The organism is Georgenia phoenicis, from assembly GCF_047302425.1.
Lineage (GTDB): Bacteria > Actinomycetota > Actinomycetes > Actinomycetales > Actinomycetaceae > Oceanitalea.
This window is the reverse complement of the sequence record NZ_CP154855.1, coordinates 2315391-2333378: the sequence shown is the minus strand read 5'-3', so window position 1 is coordinate 2333378 and position 17988 is coordinate 2315391. Positions and strand designations below refer to the sequence as shown.

24 protein-coding genes are annotated in these 17988 nt (G+C 70.6%); 19 read left to right on the top strand and 5 right to left on the bottom strand.

The genetic code is table 11. The features are described from left to right. Window positions 1-17: 17 nt before the first annotated feature. The gene (locus AA0005_RS11080; RefSeq protein ID WP_413450227.1) at window positions 18-1049 is read left to right on the top strand and encodes an Rv2578c family radical SAM protein; all 1032 of its coding nucleotides are present in this window, start codon (window positions 18-20) and stop codon (window positions 1047-1049) included. A gap of 19 nt (window positions 1050-1068) precedes the next feature. Beyond that, a complete protein-coding gene (locus tag AA0005_RS11075) occupies window positions 1069-1551 on the top strand; it encodes an NUDIX hydrolase (protein WP_413450226.1) in 483 nt (160 codons plus the stop codon). Window positions 1552-1553: 2 nt separating this feature from the next. Here the strand turns inward: AA0005_RS11075 and AA0005_RS11070 are convergent, their stop codons facing one another. Both AA0005_RS11070 and AA0005_RS11065 read right to left on the bottom strand, forming a co-directional pair. Next, complete coding sequence (locus AA0005_RS11070) at window positions 1554-2264, bottom strand: NUDIX hydrolase (RefSeq protein ID WP_413450225.1); 711 nt, start codon at window positions 2262-2264, stop codon at window positions 1554-1556. A 13-nt stretch (window positions 2265-2277) separates the two neighbouring features. Further along, window positions 2278-3423 (bottom strand): PQQ-dependent sugar dehydrogenase, encoded by a 1146-nt coding sequence (locus AA0005_RS11065; protein WP_413450224.1) that lies wholly within the window; start codon window positions 3421-3423, stop codon window positions 2278-2280. Between AA0005_RS11065 and AA0005_RS11060 the strand changes: the two genes are divergently transcribed. From AA0005_RS11060 to AA0005_RS10980, 17 genes are all read left to right on the top strand, one after another. Next, window positions 3422-4762 carry a recombinase family protein gene (locus AA0005_RS11060; protein WP_413450223.1) on the top strand — a complete coding sequence of 447 codons (1341 nt, stop codon included), beginning with the start codon at window positions 3422-3424 and terminating at the stop codon, window positions 4760-4762. The two genes, AA0005_RS11065 and AA0005_RS11060, sit on opposite strands and share 2 nt — an antisense overlap. Before the next feature lie 413 nt (window positions 4763-5175). Next, complete coding sequence (locus tag AA0005_RS11055) at window positions 5176-5457, top strand: helix-turn-helix domain-containing protein (RefSeq protein ID WP_413450222.1); 282 nt, start codon at window positions 5176-5178, stop codon at window positions 5455-5457. After that, complete coding sequence (locus tag AA0005_RS11050) at window positions 5454-5621, top strand: hypothetical protein (protein WP_413450221.1); 168 nt, start codon at window positions 5454-5456, stop codon at window positions 5619-5621. Before AA0005_RS11055 ends, AA0005_RS11050 begins: the two co-directional genes overlap by 4 nt. 3 nt (window positions 5622-5624) lie before the next feature. Beyond that, the gene (locus AA0005_RS11045) at window positions 5625-5948 is read left to right on the top strand and encodes a hypothetical protein (RefSeq protein WP_413450220.1); all 324 of its coding nucleotides are present in this window, start codon (window positions 5625-5627) and stop codon (window positions 5946-5948) included. Continuing rightward, window positions 5945-7105, top strand: coding sequence for an AAA family ATPase (locus AA0005_RS11040; RefSeq protein WP_413450219.1), 1161 nt, complete (start codon window positions 5945-5947; stop codon window positions 7103-7105). Before AA0005_RS11045 ends, AA0005_RS11040 begins: the two co-directional genes overlap by 4 nt. Continuing rightward, window positions 7102-8058 (top strand): hypothetical protein, encoded by a 957-nt coding sequence (locus AA0005_RS11035; protein WP_413450218.1) that lies wholly within the window; start codon window positions 7102-7104, stop codon window positions 8056-8058. Before AA0005_RS11040 ends, AA0005_RS11035 begins: the two co-directional genes overlap by 4 nt. Then, window positions 8055-8348: an HNH endonuclease gene (locus AA0005_RS11030; protein ID WP_413450217.1), complete on the top strand. Its 294-nt coding sequence runs from the start codon at window positions 8055-8057 to the stop codon at window positions 8346-8348. Before AA0005_RS11035 ends, AA0005_RS11030 begins: the two co-directional genes overlap by 4 nt. A gap of 81 nt (window positions 8349-8429) precedes the next feature. Then, window positions 8430-9857, top strand: a complete 1428-nt coding sequence (locus AA0005_RS11025; RefSeq protein ID WP_413450216.1) for a hypothetical protein — start codon at window positions 8430-8432, stop codon at window positions 9855-9857. Window positions 9858-9945: 88 nt separating this feature from the next. Further along, complete coding sequence (locus AA0005_RS11020; RefSeq protein WP_413450215.1) at window positions 9946-10986, top strand: phage portal protein; 1041 nt, start codon at window positions 9946-9948, stop codon at window positions 10984-10986. 9 nt (window positions 10987-10995) lie between these two features. After that, window positions 10996-12573: a hypothetical protein gene (locus tag AA0005_RS11015; protein ID WP_413450214.1), complete on the top strand. Its 1578-nt coding sequence runs from the start codon at window positions 10996-10998 to the stop codon at window positions 12571-12573. Window positions 12574-12607: 34 nt separating this feature from the next. Beyond that, on the top strand, window positions 12608-12934 hold the full coding sequence (locus tag AA0005_RS11010) for a hypothetical protein (RefSeq protein ID WP_413450213.1): 327 nt from the start codon (window positions 12608-12610) through the stop codon (window positions 12932-12934). Further along, window positions 12931-13170: a hypothetical protein gene (locus AA0005_RS11005; protein ID WP_413450212.1), complete on the top strand. Its 240-nt coding sequence runs from the start codon at window positions 12931-12933 to the stop codon at window positions 13168-13170. The genes AA0005_RS11010 and AA0005_RS11005 overlap by 4 nt, the downstream gene beginning before the upstream one ends. Then, the gene (locus AA0005_RS11000; RefSeq protein WP_413450211.1) at window positions 13167-13547 is read left to right on the top strand and encodes a hypothetical protein; all 381 of its coding nucleotides are present in this window, start codon (window positions 13167-13169) and stop codon (window positions 13545-13547) included. The genes AA0005_RS11005 and AA0005_RS11000 overlap by 4 nt, the downstream gene beginning before the upstream one ends. Before the next feature lie 2 nt (window positions 13548-13549). Next, window positions 13550-13963: a hypothetical protein gene (locus tag AA0005_RS10995; RefSeq protein ID WP_413450210.1), complete on the top strand. Its 414-nt coding sequence runs from the start codon at window positions 13550-13552 to the stop codon at window positions 13961-13963. Window positions 13964-13993: 30 nt separating this feature from the next. Further along, entirely contained in the window at window positions 13994-14416 is a 423-nt protein-coding gene (locus AA0005_RS10990) for a hypothetical protein (protein WP_413450209.1), read from the top strand. After that, complete coding sequence (locus tag AA0005_RS10985; protein ID WP_413450208.1) at window positions 14416-14928, top strand: hypothetical protein; 513 nt, start codon at window positions 14416-14418, stop codon at window positions 14926-14928. Before AA0005_RS10990 ends, AA0005_RS10985 begins: the two co-directional genes overlap by 1 nt. Before the next feature lie 3 nt (window positions 14929-14931). After that, window positions 14932-16935 (top strand): hypothetical protein, encoded by a 2004-nt coding sequence (locus tag AA0005_RS10980; protein WP_413450207.1) that lies wholly within the window; start codon window positions 14932-14934, stop codon window positions 16933-16935. Window positions 16936-16995: 60 nt separating this feature from the next. Here AA0005_RS10980 and AA0005_RS10975 read toward each other — a convergent pair whose 3' ends face one another. From AA0005_RS10975 to AA0005_RS10965, 3 genes are read right to left on the bottom strand one after another with little or no spacing between them, the layout of a single operon-like run. Next, the gene (locus tag AA0005_RS10975) at window positions 16996-17235 is read right to left on the bottom strand and encodes a hypothetical protein (protein WP_413450206.1); all 240 of its coding nucleotides are present in this window, start codon (window positions 17233-17235) and stop codon (window positions 16996-16998) included. A 10-nt stretch (window positions 17236-17245) separates the two neighbouring features. Continuing rightward, entirely contained in the window at window positions 17246-17455 is a 210-nt protein-coding gene (locus AA0005_RS10970) for a hypothetical protein (RefSeq protein WP_413450205.1), read from the bottom strand. Then, window positions 17452-17943: a hypothetical protein gene (locus tag AA0005_RS10965; RefSeq protein WP_413450204.1), complete on the bottom strand. Its 492-nt coding sequence runs from the start codon at window positions 17941-17943 to the stop codon at window positions 17452-17454. The genes AA0005_RS10970 and AA0005_RS10965 overlap by 4 nt, the downstream gene beginning before the upstream one ends. Window positions 17944-17988 lie beyond the last annotated feature (45 nt).

Below are 17988 nucleotides of genomic sequence, written 5' to 3'. Positions count from 1 at the left end.
CGTGTTCGACTATGGTCATGCGGTGGGACGGGCAGCAGATCACGGCCGAGGACGGCGCCGCCCTGCCGGGCCTGCGGAAGATGGCCGGCCTGGTCCGCACCGTGCGCACGCCGGAGTTCGCCGGGATCGTCTTCCACGAGGTCACCGCCCGCTCGGTGCTCAACCGGGTGCCGGAGGCCTCCCGGATGCCCTTCCGCTGGACGGTCAACCCCTTCCGGGGCTGCAGCCACGCCTGCGTCTACTGCTACGCCCGCTCCACCCACACCTACCTCGACATGGACGCCGGCGCGGACTTCGACAGCCAGATCGTCGTCAAGGTCAACGCCCCGGAGGTGCTGCGCCGCGAGCTCGCCAAGCCCTCCTGGGCGCGCGAGCAGGTCGCGCTGGGCACCAACACCGACCCCTACCAGCGGGCCGAGGGCCGCTACCGGCTCATGCCCGGCATCATCGGCGCGCTCGTCGACTCCGGCACGCCGCTGTCGGTCCTCACCAAGGGCACCCTCCTGCGCCGGGACCTGCCGCTGCTGGGGCAGGCCGCCGAGCACGTGCCCGTCTCGCTCGGCATCTCCCTGGCCGTCCTCGACCCGGACCTCCAGCACCTCCTCGAGCCGGGGACGCCCAGCCCGCGCGCCCGCCTCGACCTCGTGCGCGCCATCCGGGAGACGGGCGTCGACTGCCACGTCATGGTCGCGCCGGTCCTGCCGTGGGTCACCGACTCGCGCGAGCACCTCGACGCGCTCCTCGGCGCGATCGCCGAGGCCGGCGCCACCTCCGCCTCGGTCATGGCCGCGCACCTGCGTCCCGGCGTCAAGGACTGGTACCTGCAGTGGCTGGGGCAGCACCGCCCGGCACTGGTGCCGGAGTACCAGCGCCTCTACGGGCGCGGCGCCTACGCACCGAACGAGTACCGCACGTGGCTGGCCGAGCGGGTGAGACCGCTGCTGCGCCGTCACGGCCTGGCCGGTGGCTCCCGGCTGAGGATCCCGGCACGCGAGGCCGAGCCGCCGGCCCAGGCTCCCGACGCCGTCATGCAGGCCGCGCTCTTCTGAGCCCTGGCACACTGGCCCGGTGCCCGTCCCCGAGTTCGTCACCGCCCTGCGCGCCCACGTGGGCACGGCGCCGCTGTGGCTCTCGGGAGTGACCGCCGTCGTCCTCGACGATGAGCGCGTGCTCCTCGGCCGCCGCGCCGACAACCGGATGTGGGCCGCGATCAGCGGCATCCTCGACCCCGGTGAGCAGCCCGCCCGCGCCGCCGTGCGTGAGGTCCTCGAGGAGACGGGCGTCGTCGCCCGGGTCCTGGCCCTCGCGTCCGTCGACAGCGGCGACGTCGTCACCTACCCCAACGGGGACCAGGCCCAGTACCTCTCGCTCGCCTTCCTGTGCGAGTACGTCTCCGGGGACGCGCACGTGGCCGACGACGAGTCCCTCGAGGTCGGTTGGTTCCCGCTGGCGGAGCTGCCGCAGCCGCTCGCGCCGTCGTCGGCCACCCGCATCGCCGACGCCCTCGCCGTCCGCGCGAACCCTGCCGCAGGCCCGCGTTTCGTGCGCTGAGCTCAGCCCTCGGGCGTCGGCGGCGGCAGCGTGTCCCCGCGCGCCTCGGCCATCGACATCGCGTACTCCCGCCCGCGGTCCCACGGCCGGGTCCAGCCGAGCTCGTCGAAGACGCCGTCGAGCAGGTTGCCGGTGAAGCCCCACACCCAGCCGCCGGTGACGGCGAAGCCGGCGCTGCCGTGCCCGTGGATGGTCACGGTCGAGCGTCCGCTGGGGTCGAGGAGCTCGCTCACCGGCAGGCGCAGCGTGTGGAGCACCTCGCCGACCTCCACCCGCGCCAGGTCGCCCGGGTCGGCGGCCCACCCGACCACGGGGGTGACGAGGAAGCGGCTGATGGGGACGGCGACCTCGGGCAGCGTGCCGATGACCTCGACCCGCTCGGGCGGCAGGCCGATCTCCTCGTGGGCCTCGCGCAGCGCGGTGCCGGCCGGCCCTGCGTCGCCGGGGTCGGCGCGCCCGCCGGGGAGCGCGATCTGCCCCGGGTGGTGGCGCAGCAGGGGGGAGCGCTGGACGAGGAAGAGGTCGAGGGCGGGGAAGAGGCCCGGGCGCACGAGGGTCGGGGTGAAGAGCAGCAGCACGGCCGCCGGGCGGTACTCGGCGCGGGCCCGTGCGTCCACCCGGTGCACCTCCGGCGGCTGCCCGAGCTCGCCGTCCGCTGCTCGCGCGACGAGCCGCTGTAGGTCGCTGCGCGCCTGCGCCAGGTCCCGGTCCACCGCGCCACCATAGTCACCGACCCCGGGACGCCAGCCACTCCTCGTCGACGGCGACGACCCTGTCGTCCTCGGGTCCCGGTTCCCCGCGGAAGGTGTTGGAGGTGAGGAGCCACAGCCGGCCGTCCGGCGCGACCGCCACGGTCCGGAGGCGCCCGTACTCGCCCTCGAGGAGCCGCTGCGGCTCGCCCGCGCCCGGCTCCAGGGGCACCCGCCACAGGGACTGCCCGCGCAGCGCCGCGACGTACACGGCCTCGTCGGTCACCGCGATCCCGCTGGGGGAGGCCTCGGCGGGCTGCCAGGTGACGAGCGGGTCGACCAGGCCCTCGACGCCGGCCGTGCCCTCGACCTCGGGCCAGCCGTAGTTGCCCCCGGGCTCGACGAGGTTGAGCTCGTCCCACGTGTCCTGCCCGAACTCCGAGGCGAACATCCGCCCCTGCGCGTCCCAGCCCAGGCCCTGGACGTTGCGGTGCCCCAGCGACCACACCGGTGAGCCCGGGTCCGGGTTGTCGGGCGCCGGGCGGCCGTCCTCGTCGACCCGCAGGATCTTGCCGCCGAGCGAGCCCGGGTCCTGGGCGGTGGACGGGACGGCGGCGTCCCCGGTGGCGACGTAGAGGTACCCGTCCGGCCCGAAGGCGATCCGGCCGCCGGAGTGGTAGGTCTCGCGCGGGATCCCCTCGAGGACGACGACGTCGGGCACCAGCCGCTCGCCGTCGTGCACCATCCGCAGCACCCGGTTGTCGGTCTCGCTCGTGAGGTAGACGTAGACGCGCCGGTTCTCGGTGAAGCCGGGGGAGACGGCGATCCCGAGCAGTCCGGTCTCGTTCTGCGCGGCCACCCCCGGCACGGTCGCCAGCTCGCGGGGCTCCTCGCCGGGGGCGAGGGCGAGGACCCGGGCGGTGTCCCGCTCGGTGACCAGCGCCGTGCCGTCGGGCAGGAAGGCCAGCCCCCACGGGACGTCGAGGCCGGTGGCGAGCACCTGCGGCTCCTGAGGGGGCGGCTCGGCGGTCGTCGGCTCGGGCGCCGCCGGGGTCGGCGCCGGGGCCGGGGTCGTCGCCGAGGGGGACGCCGTCGGGTCCTGCATCTCCTCCCCGCCCCCGCACGCCGCGAGGACGACGACGGCGAGCAGCCAGGCTGTCAACCGGGTACCCTTCCGAATCATGGGAGCCATCATCTACGCCCGCCAGTCCCTCGACAGGGACGGCACCGGGGCCGGCGTCGAGCGCCAGATCGCCGACTGCCGCGCCCTCGCCGCACAGCGCGGCTGGACCGTCACCGACGTCCTCACCGACAACGACATCTCCGCCTCCACCGGCGTAGCCCGACCCGGGTACCAGAAGCTCCTCCAGCAGATGAGCTCGGGCGCCGTCCAGCACGTCATCGTCTGGCACCTCGACAGGCTCACCCGCCGCCTCATCGACCTCGAGGAGATCATCGCACTCTGCGAGCGCACCGGGGTGCGGCTCGCGACGGTCACCGGGGACCTCGACCTGTCTACCGATACCGGCCGGATGCTCGCCCGCATCCTCGCGTCCGTCGCCCGCGGCGAGGTCGAACGCAAGGGTGCCCGTCAGCGCCGCGCCAACCGCCAGCGTGCGGAGCGGGGCAAGGTCGCGTGGACGATCCGCCCGTTCGGCTTCGCCCGTGACGGCGACAAGGTCGTCATCGTCGAGGAGGAGGCCGCCCTCATCAGGGACGCAGCCGCCCATGTCCTCAACGGCGGCACGATCATGGCCCTCGTTAACCAGTGGAACGCCGCCGGCGTCACCACCACCCTCGGCGGCCCCTGGGCCCACACGCCCCTGCGGCGGGTCCTCATGAACCCGCGCCTCGCCGGCCGCGTCATCTACCGCGGTGAGGACATGGGCGTCACCGGCCCCGCCATCCTCGACGAGGGCACCTTCCGGCAGCTCGAGGAGACCCTCCGCAACCCCCAACGCCGCACCAGCCCCGCCACCGCCCGCGCCAAGTACCTCCTCTCCGGGATCGTGCGCTGCGGGCGGTGCGGCGACGTCATGTATACGAAGCCCGAGAGCCGGAAGTACCTCTGCAAGCGACTTCACCTCTCCCGGATCATGGAGCCCGTCGACCACGTCGTCGAGGGTGCCGTCGTCGGGATCCTGTCCCGCCCCGACGCCCTCGCGCTCCTCACCCCGGACGTCGACATCGACGCCCTCCGCCGCGAGGCCACCGCCCTGCGCGAGCGCCGCGACGACCTCGCCGGCCTCCTCGCCGAAGGGCTCCTGTCCGCCGCCGCCGTGCGTGAGCAGGCCGGGAAGATCGCCACCCAGCTCCAGGGCATCGAGGACACGATCGCCGCCGCCACCGGCGCCAACCCCGCCGTGTCCGTGGCGGCCGCCGCTGACCCTGCCCAGGTGTGGGCCGACCTGCCGCTACAGGCCAAGCGGGACGTCATCAACGTCCTCATGACCATCACGCTCCTGCCCGCCGGCAAGGGTGCCCGCTTCAACCCCGACCACGTCCATATGGAGCCCAGATGATCCACGTCGCGAACATCACCTGTCCTCACTGCTACCGCTTGTGCGAATGGTGGCGTGACGAGGATGGGCAGGACATCATTGCCCGCACCGCCGAGAGGAGTCGTGAGCTCCTTGAGAAGCAACACGGCAAGGAGCCGGGTGAGGGCATCTTCATAGATGTCACATTTCGCGAGTGGTGCGGGGACGAAACTCATCGCTGGACGCTGAAGCGCCACCAGCGCGAGCGTGCCCTTGAGGACCTCTCAGGCGCTGTACCCGCTCTACGGTTGCCATCACTAAGGGCGATTCCCACTCGTTAACGTGCTATAGTCGCTACTAACTGAACATCATGCCTTAAACGACCGTAGTCCCACGCGGGGACTGATAGGACCGGGGCAGGGCGCCCGGGAAGATCACCGAAGAGGTGTTCTCCCGTGCTGCCCACCACTTACCTATCCACGGCTGATGTCGCCGCCACGACCGGCACCACCCCTCAGACCGTCCGCACCTGGATCAACAGCGGCAACCTTGAGGCTGTGCGTGTCGGTCCGCGCCAGTGGCGCGTCCCCGCCGAGGCACTCGAGGCGTTCCTTGGCACTCGGTCCCAACTGGACGTCTACATCGACAGAGTCGTCGACTCTTGGCCCGAGCTGACCGTCACCCAGAAGGACAAGCTCGTCACCATCCTGCGCCGCGAGCAGGAGGTGGCCCGATGATCGCCACCCGCCAGCGCCACATCCGCACCCTCGACGGCAAGTTCTGCCGCGTCGACGGCGGCACCATCCCGCCCCAGAAGTGCCCCAAGTGCCGGTCGGATCACGAACGCGCCTACGAGGCCGCCCTCCTACGCCTGGACCGCCAGGCCAACCGGGGGCGCTGACACATGGCAATCACCGGCCGCGTCCGCATCGACCTGTCCACCATCCCCGCCGAGTACGGCATGCCCACCCTCGGCCACGACCGCGACATCAGCACCAAGCTGAGCCCCATCATCGACAACAGCGACCTCGCCAGCCACATCCCCCTCATCATCGACGTCGGATCGCTGCGCCCCTTCCGCGTCCACGACGGCATCGACGCCCACCTGTGGGCCGAGCTCGCCTGCCGCTTCGACAACATCTGCATCGAGTCCCCCGACCCCGCCAACGTCGAGCTGTGGGTCGCCGCGCTCCGCGCCGTCGCCACCGAGAGGAGCGCAGTCGCTTGACCGCACTCGCCACCCCCATCGACCCCGACATCGCCCGCCACGAGCGACACCTCACCCTCCTCGAGCGCGTCAAGACCGGGGCCTGGCTCGACGAGCAGCACTTCGCACCCCTCGCCTGGGCCGTCCCCGACATCGTCCCCGAAGGCTTCGGCCTCCTCGTCGGCCCGCCCAAGCTGGGGAAGTCCTGGCTCGCTCTCGGCCTCGGCCTCGCAGTCGCCCTCGGCGGACGTGCCCTCGGACGCGTCCACGTCGGCGACGCCCGGCCCGTCCTCTACCTCGCACTCGAGGACGGCGACCGCCGCCTCCAGGACCGCTGCCGCAAGCTCCTCGACGGCCAGCCCATCCCCGAGAACCTCCACTACGTCACCAAGGCCACCGCAGGCGACGTCATGGAGCTCCTCGACGCCTGGCTCGACGTCCACGGCCAGGACAACCCCCTCGTCATGCTCGACACCCTCGGCCGCGTCATGCCTCCAGCCCTCGCCGGAGAGTCCTCCTACATGCGTGACTACCGCGTTGGCACCCACCTCAAGAACAAGGTCGACGCCTACCCCGGCGCAACCCTCCTCGTCGTCCACCACACCCGCAAGGCCGCCGGCGAGGACTGGATGGACTCCACCAGCGGCACCCAGGGCCTCAACGGGTCCGCGGACTTCACCATCGCCCTCACCAGGGCCCGCAGTGAGACCGACGCCATCCTCAAGGTCACCGGTCGCGACGTCCGCGAGAACGAGTACGCCATGACCGCCGTCGAAGGCTCCTGGACACTCCAGGGCGACCTCCACGAGGCATCCGACCTCGCCCGCACCGCCCGCACCACCGCGGGCCTCGGCGACGAGAGTGCCCGCGTCGTCGAGTACATCAACGCCCACCCCGAGGGCTCCCGCGCCGGGGACATCGCCATCGTCCTCGGCCTCAGCCCCGCCAACGTCCGGCAGCAGCTCGTCCGGGCAGAGGAAGCAGGCCGCATCCGCAAGGTGTCACGTGGCCTCTACGGGCCTGTCACAAGCGTCACAAGTGTCACAAACGGCGGCCCTAGTCAGGACGGACGTGACACTCGTGACGGTTGTGACACCACCCCCACCTGCACCGGATGCGGTCACCCCATGGCCGACCTCGGAGACGGCGCCACCACCCACCCCGGGTGCGACCGATGAGCAAGAGGCACAGGACCCTCGATGAGCTCTACGGCCCCACCGACCCCGCCGACACCTACGACTGGTGGGACGACCCCATCCCCGGCTACGAGCAGTGGACGTGGGCGCAGTGGCAAGACGCCTGGGCCGACCTCACCCTCTCAGTCGTCCAGAACATCTGGCACAAGCACGGCGCACGCCTCTACGCCACCCACCGCGACACCCTCCTGCGCGAAGACCTGTACGACTGGCTCATCGTCGAAGCGCAGACCCTCGCCAACCAGTTCACCCCCTACCGCGACGACCACGCCCCCGAGCGCCGGTGGATGGCCTACCTCTACGCAGCCCTCACACCCGCCACCCGGTGGCACTTCGAGAAGGCCGTCGGCCAGAGCGTGCACGCCCAGAACGCCTGGCGTAAAGGCATCGCCTCCACAGACATGCTCACCGCAGCTGTCGGCGACGGGTGGCTCACCGAGCGCATGGCACTCCACGGCCGCCCCTTCGGCACCGAGGACCCAGCAGCAGTCGTCATCCGGCTCGAGGAGCTCAGCCACCAGGTCGACGACCTCAACGACAAGCAGCCGACCACAGGCACCTACACCACCAGCAGCGGCGGTCCCTGCATCATCAACCTCTGCACCCGACCCGCCAAGGTCCGCGGGCTGTGCGACGTGCACTGGCGCCAAGAGCGCAACCTCACCGGCAACCTCGACCGCCCATGCAACGTCCCCGGATGCGGCCGCACACACAAGGGCCGCGGCCTCTGCGGCGCCCACCACCAGGCGCTCACCACCGGCCGCCTACCCGCAGAGCTCCACCAGTACGTCGAAGCCGCCGGCCGCAAGCCCGGCCCCAAGCCGAGCAACCAGCCCTGCAGCGAGGACGACTGCACCGCCAAGGCGAAGTCCCGAGGACTGTGCCCGCTCCACTACGGCCGCTGGCGCCGCGCACAACAGAAGCAGGAAGCATGAGCCCCCGCCGCTGGGCCGGCAACGCCGTCCGCACCGCACGCGCCCACTGGAAAGCCCGCCTGCCCCTGCCCTGCTACCGCTGCGGCCGACCCGTCCTACCCGAACACGACTGGCACGTCGAGCACATGACCGACCGCGCCCAAGGCGGAGACCACGGCATCAGCAATCAGTGGGTCAGTCACGCCAGGTGCAACACCTCGGCAGGCGGGAAGGCCGGAGCCCGCATCACCAACGCCCGACGCGAGCCCACCGTCACCCGCCGCCTCGAAGACAGGAGACTTCAGTGGTGATCGAACGCCCGTTCGTTTTGAGTCCCGGGACAGTCCTTCGCGTGTCGTCCACTCTCTTTCTCCCCCTCTCGGTGGTGGAACATGGCTGAGCCGACGTACCTGTCTCCGACGCCCCCTGACGTGGACCTGGAGGCCGCTCGTGCTGGCTCGCGCATGATCGGCTTCGAGCTGCTTCCGCAGGGCGAGGTCCTGGCTGGGGTGCTCGAGGCTCGGGACGAGGACGACATGCCGTTGTACCCGACGGTGGCCGGCCTGATCCCGCGGCGGGCGGCGAAGACGACGACGATCTGGGCGACGCTCATCGGGCGGTGCGCGACGATCCCGGGGTACCGGGTGGTGACGACGGCGCAGGATGGGACGCGTGCCCGTCGGAAGTTCCGGGAGATGGCCCGCATCCTGGAGGGCCGTGGCTTCGAGGACGGCGTGGGGAACATCCGGTGGGCCAACGGGGACGAGGCTCTGGAGTTCTCCAACGGGTCCCTGCTGTGGGTGGTGCCGCCCCGTGCGGACGCATTCCGGCAGGAGGCCGCTGACGCCATGCTGTTCGACGAGGCGGGCGAGCTCGACCCGGTCAAGAGCGAGGACCTCCTGGCCGGCGCCCTGCCGCTGCTGGACACGCGCCCGCTGGGGCAGGCGATCATCGTGGGCACCCCGGCGAAGACCCGGGCCGGGCTGCTGTGGGACACCCTCCAGGAGGGCAGGGCGGGGGAGCCGGGCACGGGCATCGTGGACTATTCGATCCGTGACGATGAGGAGAGCGTGCTGTACCCCGACGGCACGGACGGGCCGGCGGTGCTGAACGAGGCGGTGCTGCGCCGTGTGCACCCGGGCATCGGGACGCTGACGACGATGGCGAAGATGCAGCAGCGGTTCCGGAAGATGGACCTGCCGACGTTCGAGCGCGAGTACCTGTGCCGGTTCCCCTTCGATGCGGCGTCCTCGGCGATCGACATGGAGGCGTGGGCGGCGGCGGAGGTGCCGGAGGTGCCACGCCCGGAGCGGTTCGCCCTCGCGTTCGACTGCGCCCCTGACGACTCCTCGGCGGCCGTGGTGGCCGCCTGGCGGGACGAGGAGGGCCTGGCCCATGTCGGGGTGCTGGATCACCGCCTGGGCGTCTCCTGGCTGGCGCGGTTCGTCCACGGCCTGGCCCGCAAGTACAGGGTGCCGGTGAGGTACGACGCCATCGGCGCCAACCATGGGCCGGCGGAGGAGATCGCCCGCCTGCGTGGTGTGCAGCTGGTGCCGGGGACGGCGAAGGAGGCGCAGGCCGCGGCGCAGCGGATCGTGTCGGCGCTCGCGGACGGGGAGCTGCGGCACTTCGGTCAGGGGTCACTGACTTCGGCGGCTGAGGGTGCGGCGTGGCGGCAGGGGGAGGGGGGCCGGTACTTCGCCCGGAAGGCGTCGGCCAACGACATCTCACCGATGGTGGCTGCGTCCCTGGCGCTGTGGGAGTTCGACTCCAAGCCGGCGCGTGCGCCGCTGCGGATCCGCACGTCGCTCGCGTCCTGACGACACACCGCACGGGATGCGCGCATAACTATGCGGTACGCCGTATGATTATGCACACGGGTAGAGGTGGTGCCGGGTAGGAGGTCGCATGGGACTGTGGGACGCGTTCCGCTTCGCAGCAGAAGTCTCCCGCTCCCATGCGCCCTCCGCCGGCCCGGTCACCACGATCGCCTCACCGTGGCAGACCTCCCAGCTCTCCAAGATCGCCTACTCCGACATCTTCGGCGGCGACGTCAAGACCGTCACCCGGGCAGAGGCGATGAAGGTCCCGGCCGTCGCGAAGGGCCGTGCCCTCATCTGCGGCACCCTGGCGAGGCAGCCGCTGGCGAAGTTCCGGGGCGAGTCGATGGTCGACCCCGACGTGTGGATGTACCGCACCGACACGGCCGTGTCCCCCCGGACCCGGATGCTGTGGACGCTGGACGACCTCATCTTCAAGGGCTCCTCCCTGTGGGCCGTGCAGCGCGGCGCACGCGACCGCATCACCGACGCCGTCCGTGTCCCGCCCGAGTGGTGGGAGGTCGACGCGGACCTGCGCATCCTCGTGAACGGGAAGCCCGTGTCGGCGGAGGAGGTCATCCTCATCGAGGGCCCGCAGGACGGGCTCCTCGAGATCGGTGCCGATGACATCCGCGCCGCCCGCAACATGTCCCGTGCCTGGTCCCAGCGCGTGGAGACCCCGGTGCCGATGCTCGAGCTGCACGTCACCGACCTCAACGCGAACCTCACCGACGACGAGCAGGACGCCCTGGTCCGTCAGTGGGAGGAGGCACGGCGGCGGGGCGGGACCGCGCTGACCCCGGCGGAGATCGAGGCCAAGGTCCTCGGTGACGTGAAGACGGACCTGTACGTCGAGGGCCGCAACGCCTCCCGCCTCGACTTCGCGAACTTCCTCAACCTGCCAGCGGCGCTCCTGGAGGGCTCCACGGCCACGGCGTCGCTGACGTACTCCACCAAGGAGACCAGCCGCAACGAGCTCGTCGACCTGTCCCTCGCGTTCTGGGCCACCCCCGTGGAGGCGCGCCTGTCGATGGACGACGTCGTCCCCGCCGGCACCCGCACCGCGTTCGACGTTGAGTACCTGTCCACCCCGACTCAGCCGGTCCAGGGTCCGGCGCACCACGACTAGGAGCGAAGGATGACCACCAAGACCATGCAGGCCGCGGGCAAGCTGCTCACGGCGTCCGTGGAGGACCGCACCCTCACTTACCGGCTGCTCCCCTACGGGGAGGTCGGCCGCACGAACATGGGCCGCCTGACCGCTTCGGCCGGGTCAGTGAAGATCCCCGACGACGCATCTGCGGTGGTGCTCAACCTCGAGCACGACCGAACCAAGCCCGTCGGCCGCGGCGTCGCGATCACCGAGACCGCCGAGGGCCTGGAGGCCACGTTCCGCATCGCGGCCACCCGTGCCGGTGACGACCTCCTCGCCGAGGCCGCCGAGGGCCTGCGCGCCGGTGTGTCCGTCGAGGTCGACGACATCGTCACCCGCGGCGGCAAGCTCCTCGCCGGCCTCCTCACGGGCGCCGCCGCGTGCGTCGCCCCGGCCTTCCCGAGTGCGCAGCTCGTCGCCGCCGACGTCGGGGAGCTGCCCGACTACATGGCCGACCAGGAGTCGGAGACCGAGTCCACCGAGACCATCACGATCGACGGCGTCGAGTACGTCCGCAAGACCACCAGCACCTACAAGACCGAGACCACGCCCAAGGACGCCCCGTCCGAGGACGACACCGAGGAGGAGCCCACCATGGGTGACAGCACCACGACCGCGACCGCCCCCGTTGGCGGGCTCGCCGCGTCCCGCACCGAGACGAAGATCAAGCACCCGAACGAGCTCTACCGGCTGCTCGCCACCGCGCACCGCGAGGGCGGCGAGCGCCGCATGCTCGCGGCGCTGTCCGACATCGTTCCCGCCGACACCCCCGGCACCGAGGTGCCCCAGTTCGTCGGGGAGCTGTGGTCCGGCCGCGCCTACCAGCGGCAGATCATCCCGCTGTTCAACCACGCCGACCTCACCTCCTACGAGGTCCGCGGCTGGCGCTGGGTGACCAAGCCGCAGGTCGCGCCCTACTCGGGCAACAAGACCGACGTGCCCTCCAACGAGGTCCAGACCGAGGCCGTGTCCATCAACGCCGAGCGCATCGCGGGTGCGCACGACATCGACCGCAAGTACCGGGACTTCAACGACGAGGCGTTCTTCGCGGCCTACTTCGCCGCGATGACCGAGTCCTACGCCCAGGTGTCCGACGCGCAGGTCGCCGCCGACGTCATCGCCGCCGCGACCGCCGTCACCCGGGGCACCGTGCCCACCGGCGTCAACCCCGGCCTGGTGTCCATCGTGGACGGCGCCCTGGCGGTCCTGGACAGCACCAAGACCATGCCGTCCTTCGCGCTCCTCGCGCCGGACCTGTGGCGCGACCTCGTCCTGACCCGCGAACAGGACAAGCTCGCGTACCTGACCATGGCCCTCGGCCTGGAGGAGGGCACCCTCAACCCCCAGACCTTCACCCTCAAGCCGTGGTCCGGCCTCACCGCCGGCAGCACGCTCGTCGGCACCCGCTCCGCCGTCACCGTCCACGAGCTCGGCGGCGGCGCCCCCATCCGCGTCGAGGCGCAGGACATCGCCAAGGGCGGCATCGACGAGGGCGTCTTCGGCTACTACGCCGTCAACGTCCACGACGACGAGGGCCTCGCCCTGGTCACCGCCGCCGGCTGACCCACACCGACACGACGGGAGGAGGTGAGCAGCCATGGCACTCGGATGGATCCAGAACCTCGAGGAGCTCCAGACGTACTGGCCTGACGCGCCCTACGCCGAGGACTACGACGTCGACGGGCTGCTCACCTCCGCCCGCATCCAGTGCGAGGAATACGCCCCCGCGATCGGTGACGCTGAGGTCGTGCCCGAGTCGTGGCGCCTGGCGCAGTCCATGCAGGCCCGCGCCCTGTACCGCTCGAGCATCGCGGGCGGCAACGACCAGATCGGTGCCGAGGGCTACACGGTCACGGTTTGGCCAATGGACTGGACTGTTCGAAATCTCCTGCGCCCCAAGCGCGGAAAGCTGAGTGTGCGATGACCGAGAACGACGAGCAGGCCACCGCCGCGGCACCGGCCAAGGCCAAGCGGTTCGACCCCCGCAAGACCGCCGAACGACAGATCAAGGCGCACCTCGCCGGCCACGACGTGACCGACGCCCGCCTGCGCCTGGCCGTGGACCGCCACACCGCCGCCGTCAAGGCCGCAGGGCACGCCACCCCGCTGGACTGGTACACCCGCCAGTACCTCACCCCGACGTGGGGCGTGGCCCAGTGAGCGCCCGCACCCGCCTCGTCGACGACCTCAAGGCCAACCTCCCTGACGGGTACCGGGTCACCGGCTCGGCGCTCCTACCGTCGGGCATCACCCGCCCTACGGTCGCCGTGTGGCAGCAGTCCATCCATCGCCGTGAGGAGTTCGGCCCCAGCCGCGTCGCCGTCGGCCTGGACCTGTGGCTCCTCGTCGGTCCCCAGGATCCAGAGCGTGCGGACGACGAGCTCGACGCCGCTCTCGAGGACCTCCTCGCCGCCCTGCAACCCGTCACGTGGGTGCAGTGGACCGAGGCCAACCGTGGCGTCCTCAACGACGCATTCCACGGCTACAACATCCAGGTCACCGCGGTGGCCGCCATCACCGAAACCGAAGGAGCCTGACCATGGCAGTCATCGACCTGACCACCCCGTACAGCCTCAAGAACGCCACCCTCGCGATCGAGGCAGACGACTTCACCGCGGCCATCAGCCAGGTGCAGTTCACGCCCTCCACGTCCACGGCCACGTGGCGCGGCATCGGCGGCAACGTCGTCAAGGACCAGTCCAAGGCCGAGTGGTCCTGCACCCTCGCCTTCGCGCAGGACCTCGCCCCCAGCGGCCTCCTGCGCTACCTCCTCGAGCACGACGGCGAGAAGAAGGAAGTCGTCTTCACCCCGGTGGCCTCCGGCCCTACGGTCACCGCCACGCTCGTCGTGTCCCCGGGTGACATCGGTGGCACGGCCGGCGCGGACCTCGCCACCTCGAGCGTGAGCCTCGCGGTCGACGGCCGCCCCTCTTTCGCCGACCCCACGCCCTGACCGCACCCGACCTGACGAGGGGAGGCGACGGTGAGTGTCGTAGGGCTCAGACCCATCACCCTGAAGACGGCGACGCTCATCGTCGCTGAGGACGACTACACGCAGGCCGTGGGCCAGGTGCTGTTCGTCCCGCAGGTGCGCTGGTCGTGGGCCGACCGCCTCGGCTTCGACACCGGCGTCCCGATGTACGACGGCGTCACGTGGACCTGCACCGTCAGCTACGCACAGGACTGGGCCACCCCGGGCAGCCTGTCCATGTACCTCATCGAGCACGCCGCCCAGACCCGCACCCTCGTGTTCCGTCCCGACGAGGAGTCCCTCGCGGTGCAGGCCGACGTCATGATCGTGCCCGGCCAGATCGGCGGCGTGCCCAACCAGACCCTCTCGGCCGCCGTCACCATGCCGTGCTTCGAGGAGCCCACCCTCGGCCACTGGCAGGAGGTGAGCGGCTGATGCTGTCCGTCGAGAACTCCCCGCAGCTGCAGGCTGCGGTCCTGGCGATGAAGGCCGCGGACAAGGACCTGCGCCGCGACATCAACCAGGCCACGCGGGAGACGATGAACCCGGTGTGGAAGTCCCTCGTGGACGCTCACATGGCGGGCACGTCGGTGATGGCCAACCGGGTGCTGAACAAGGGCGTGCGCATCGCCGCCGGTAACCCGCCCCGTGCCGTCGCCGCGACCTCCACCCGCGGTGTCGGAGACGGCAAGCGCGTCACCCCCGCACGCGACTACGCCGGCTGGGAGTTCGGCGCGAGCCGTAACGCCTACTCGAGGTACGAGCGCAAGAACCGCGCCCGGTCCGGCTACCACGTCGTCGAGCGCAGGACGATGCGCCACCTGCCGCCCCGTACCCCCAAGGGCCGCCACATCTACCCGGCGTTCGCGGACATCGGCCCCCGCATGGTGTCGCTGTGGGTGCAGCTCATCGTTCGCAAGTACCACGACGCCGCCGAAGGGAAGTAGGCCATGGCCGGCAAGGGCATCCAGATCGACTTCGTTTCCGACGTCTCGAAGTTCATCGCGGGCACCAAGGACATCGAGGGGGCGCTCGACAACGTCGCCGACTCCCTCGACGACGTCGCCAAGGAGGGCGAGCAGGCCGGGAAGAAGGCCGGCGACGGACTCAAGGACGGCCTGGAGAAGGGCGCCAAGGACACCGAGGACGCCCTCAAGGACGTCGAGAACACCGCCAAGCGCGAGCTCGACAACGTCGGCGACCACGCCAAGGATGCAGGCGACGAGCTCGAGAAGGCCGCCGACGGGTCGGAGAAGAAGTTCCGCCAGTCCTTCGACGCCGTCGCCGCCGACTCCAAGACCACCGGTGACAAGGTCGGCCGCAACATCAAGAGCGGCATGGACGAAGGTGAGCGGGCCACCGACACCTTCAAGCAGGAGGCCGGGCAGAACTTCTCCGAGACCATGTCGTCCTTCGATGGGTCACTCGAGGGGCTCATCGACGGCATCCAGGGCACCTTCGGCGGGATCATCGCCGACATGGGTCCCGCCGGGATGGTCGGTGGCGCGTTCATCGCCGCCGGCATCGGCCTCGGTGTGGCGTTCCTGCAGCAGTCCGCGGACAAGGCCGCCGAGGTCAAGGACCAGGTGATCGCCCTTGCCGACGCGATCAACGAGGCCGGCGGCAACATCAACGACATCGACTGGGAGGCCCAGTTCCGGGAGTTCGGCAACACGATCGCCGACCCCAAGTCGTGGTTCGAGCCGTGGCAGGAAGCGTCCAAGACCAACGCCGAGGTCATCGCCGAGGACGCCGAGCGCCTCGGCCTGACCTACGAGACCCTCTTCCGTGGCCTGGCCGGCTCATCCCAGGACGCCGCGATCGCCATGGGCGAGATCGACGGGGCCATGGACTCGGCCCGGGCCGAGGCCCAGCGTCTCCACGACGAGGGCATGGACCCCATGGACGCCGCCGTCCAGGCTGGCGTCATCAGCCTGCAGGACCTGCGCGGCAGGCTCGAGGACGCGGCCGCGGCGACGGAGAACGCCACCGAGATCGAGGAGCTGCACCAGCAGGCACTGGAGGGCTCCGAGGCGGCGCTGCTCGCCTACAACGAGCAGATGGAGGAGAAGCTCGACCTCCTCCAGGAGGACGCCGACCTCAACATGTCCGCGGCGGAAGCCAACGCCGCATGGGCGCAGCAGACGATGGACAACGTCAAGGCCCTGGAGGAGATCAACGGGCTCATCGACACCTCCACCCAGGCGACCCGTGACCAGACCGACGCGGTCACCGACGGGGGCACCGCCCTTGACCTGTACACGGAGGCAGGGCAGAAGGCCAACGAGACCCTCATCGGGACTGCTGAGGCCGGCTGGTCCATGATCGAGTCGGCCCGCCAGCAGGGCGCCACCACCGACCAGCTGCGCACCAAGACCCAGAGCGCACGCGACGAGTTCATCCGCACCGCCACCCAGATGGGCCTCACCGAGCGGGCTGCCCGCGAGCTCGCTGACGAGTACGGGCTCATCCCGTCCCAGATCGAGACGACCGCGATCCTGGACGCCACCACCGCACTGACCCGGGCAGAGGCCCTGGACCGGACCCTCAACCGGATCGACGGGCGCACCGTCACCGCGGCCGTGGCCCTGCAGCAGTACGGCCAAGCTGCGATGAACTCCGGCGGGCAGGTGCCCGGCGCCGCCTCCGGCCGGTACATCACCGGGCAGGGCTCCGACATCGACGACCTCGTCATGACCCCACTGTCGCCGGGGGAGTTCGTTGTCGATGCCCAGGCCACCCAGCGCATCGGCGTCGGCAACCTGCAGGCCATGAACGAGGGCATGCCCCTCGGCCAGCCCCGGGCCACCCAGCAGCAGCAGCCGATCAATCTCACGGTCTACCTGGGCGACGAGCAGATCACCGACCGCATGCGCGTCATCGCAGACCACCAGCTCAAGCAGGCGGATCGGAACTTTGCGCGTCAGATGCGGCAGCACACCGGTCGCGCATAGACGGCAGCCCCCCGGCCCGGTGAATGGACTGGGCCCCTGGGCCGGGGGGCTGCGTCCACGTCAGTCCTGTTGGATGAAGTCCGGTACGGGGATCCCACGGCCTTCCCCGAGGAGCACCTCGAGCGTAGCCACCTGCGTGCTGTAGACGGCGTCCCAGATGGCACTGTGCAGGGCCACCGACGCCCGTCGATCGCTGCCGACCGTATCGTCCTCGCGGGCGTGCTCGACGTCCGCAAGCGCCTGCCGGTACATCGCTAGCAACTCTTCGGCGCGGCTCCGGATGTCCTCATCGTTGTCCATGGTCGTGACGCTACCGATCGTCGCCTGGCCGCGGACCAGAACAGGCGCGAGCATGGATGGCGAGGCCCCACACGAGGAGCCCGCCGACGAGCAGGTTGGAGCCGAGCTGTCCCTGCACGAGGGACGCGGCCTCGAGGTTCGTGGCGCCGTTGTTGAACACGACGCCGGCGACGAGCATGAGACCGCCGAGGATCCAGAGCGCGAGCAGGTAGCGGTTCATCGTTCCGACTTCCGGCGAAGAGGCTGGGCCACGTTCTCGAGGCTGTCGGCCGCGTGGAGGAGCGCTCGGGCGAGCGAGCGAACCTCCGAGGGGGCGAGGTAAGCCTCGTGACGCTGCTCGTCATCGTCCTCCCAGGCGCCGAGAGTTACGCGCACGTACTGCTCGCGAGCGACGTGGTTGGCGTAGGCATCGGCCTTCTTATAGACGCCGTGCAGGTAGGGCTGGACGACGTCGACGCCGACGCTCTCGGGCGTGCCGTCGGCTCTGAGCCCCTGGAAGGTCTTGCCCACGCGCTGTTCGCACCACACGCCGTGGTCGCTGATGGACGTTCCTCGGTTCGACAGTCCGATGTCGACGGCGCAGAACCAGGCGCACCACCCGTAGGTGCTGACGAATCCCTCAGGCGCTTCGTGCCCCGAGTAGGTCTCGTCGACAGGTAGGGGGATGAGAGGGAAGTGCATGGGAGCGGTCTGGTCGGTGGTGCTCATGGTGTCCTCCGGGTGAGGTGGATTGGTAGGACACATCATGGACAC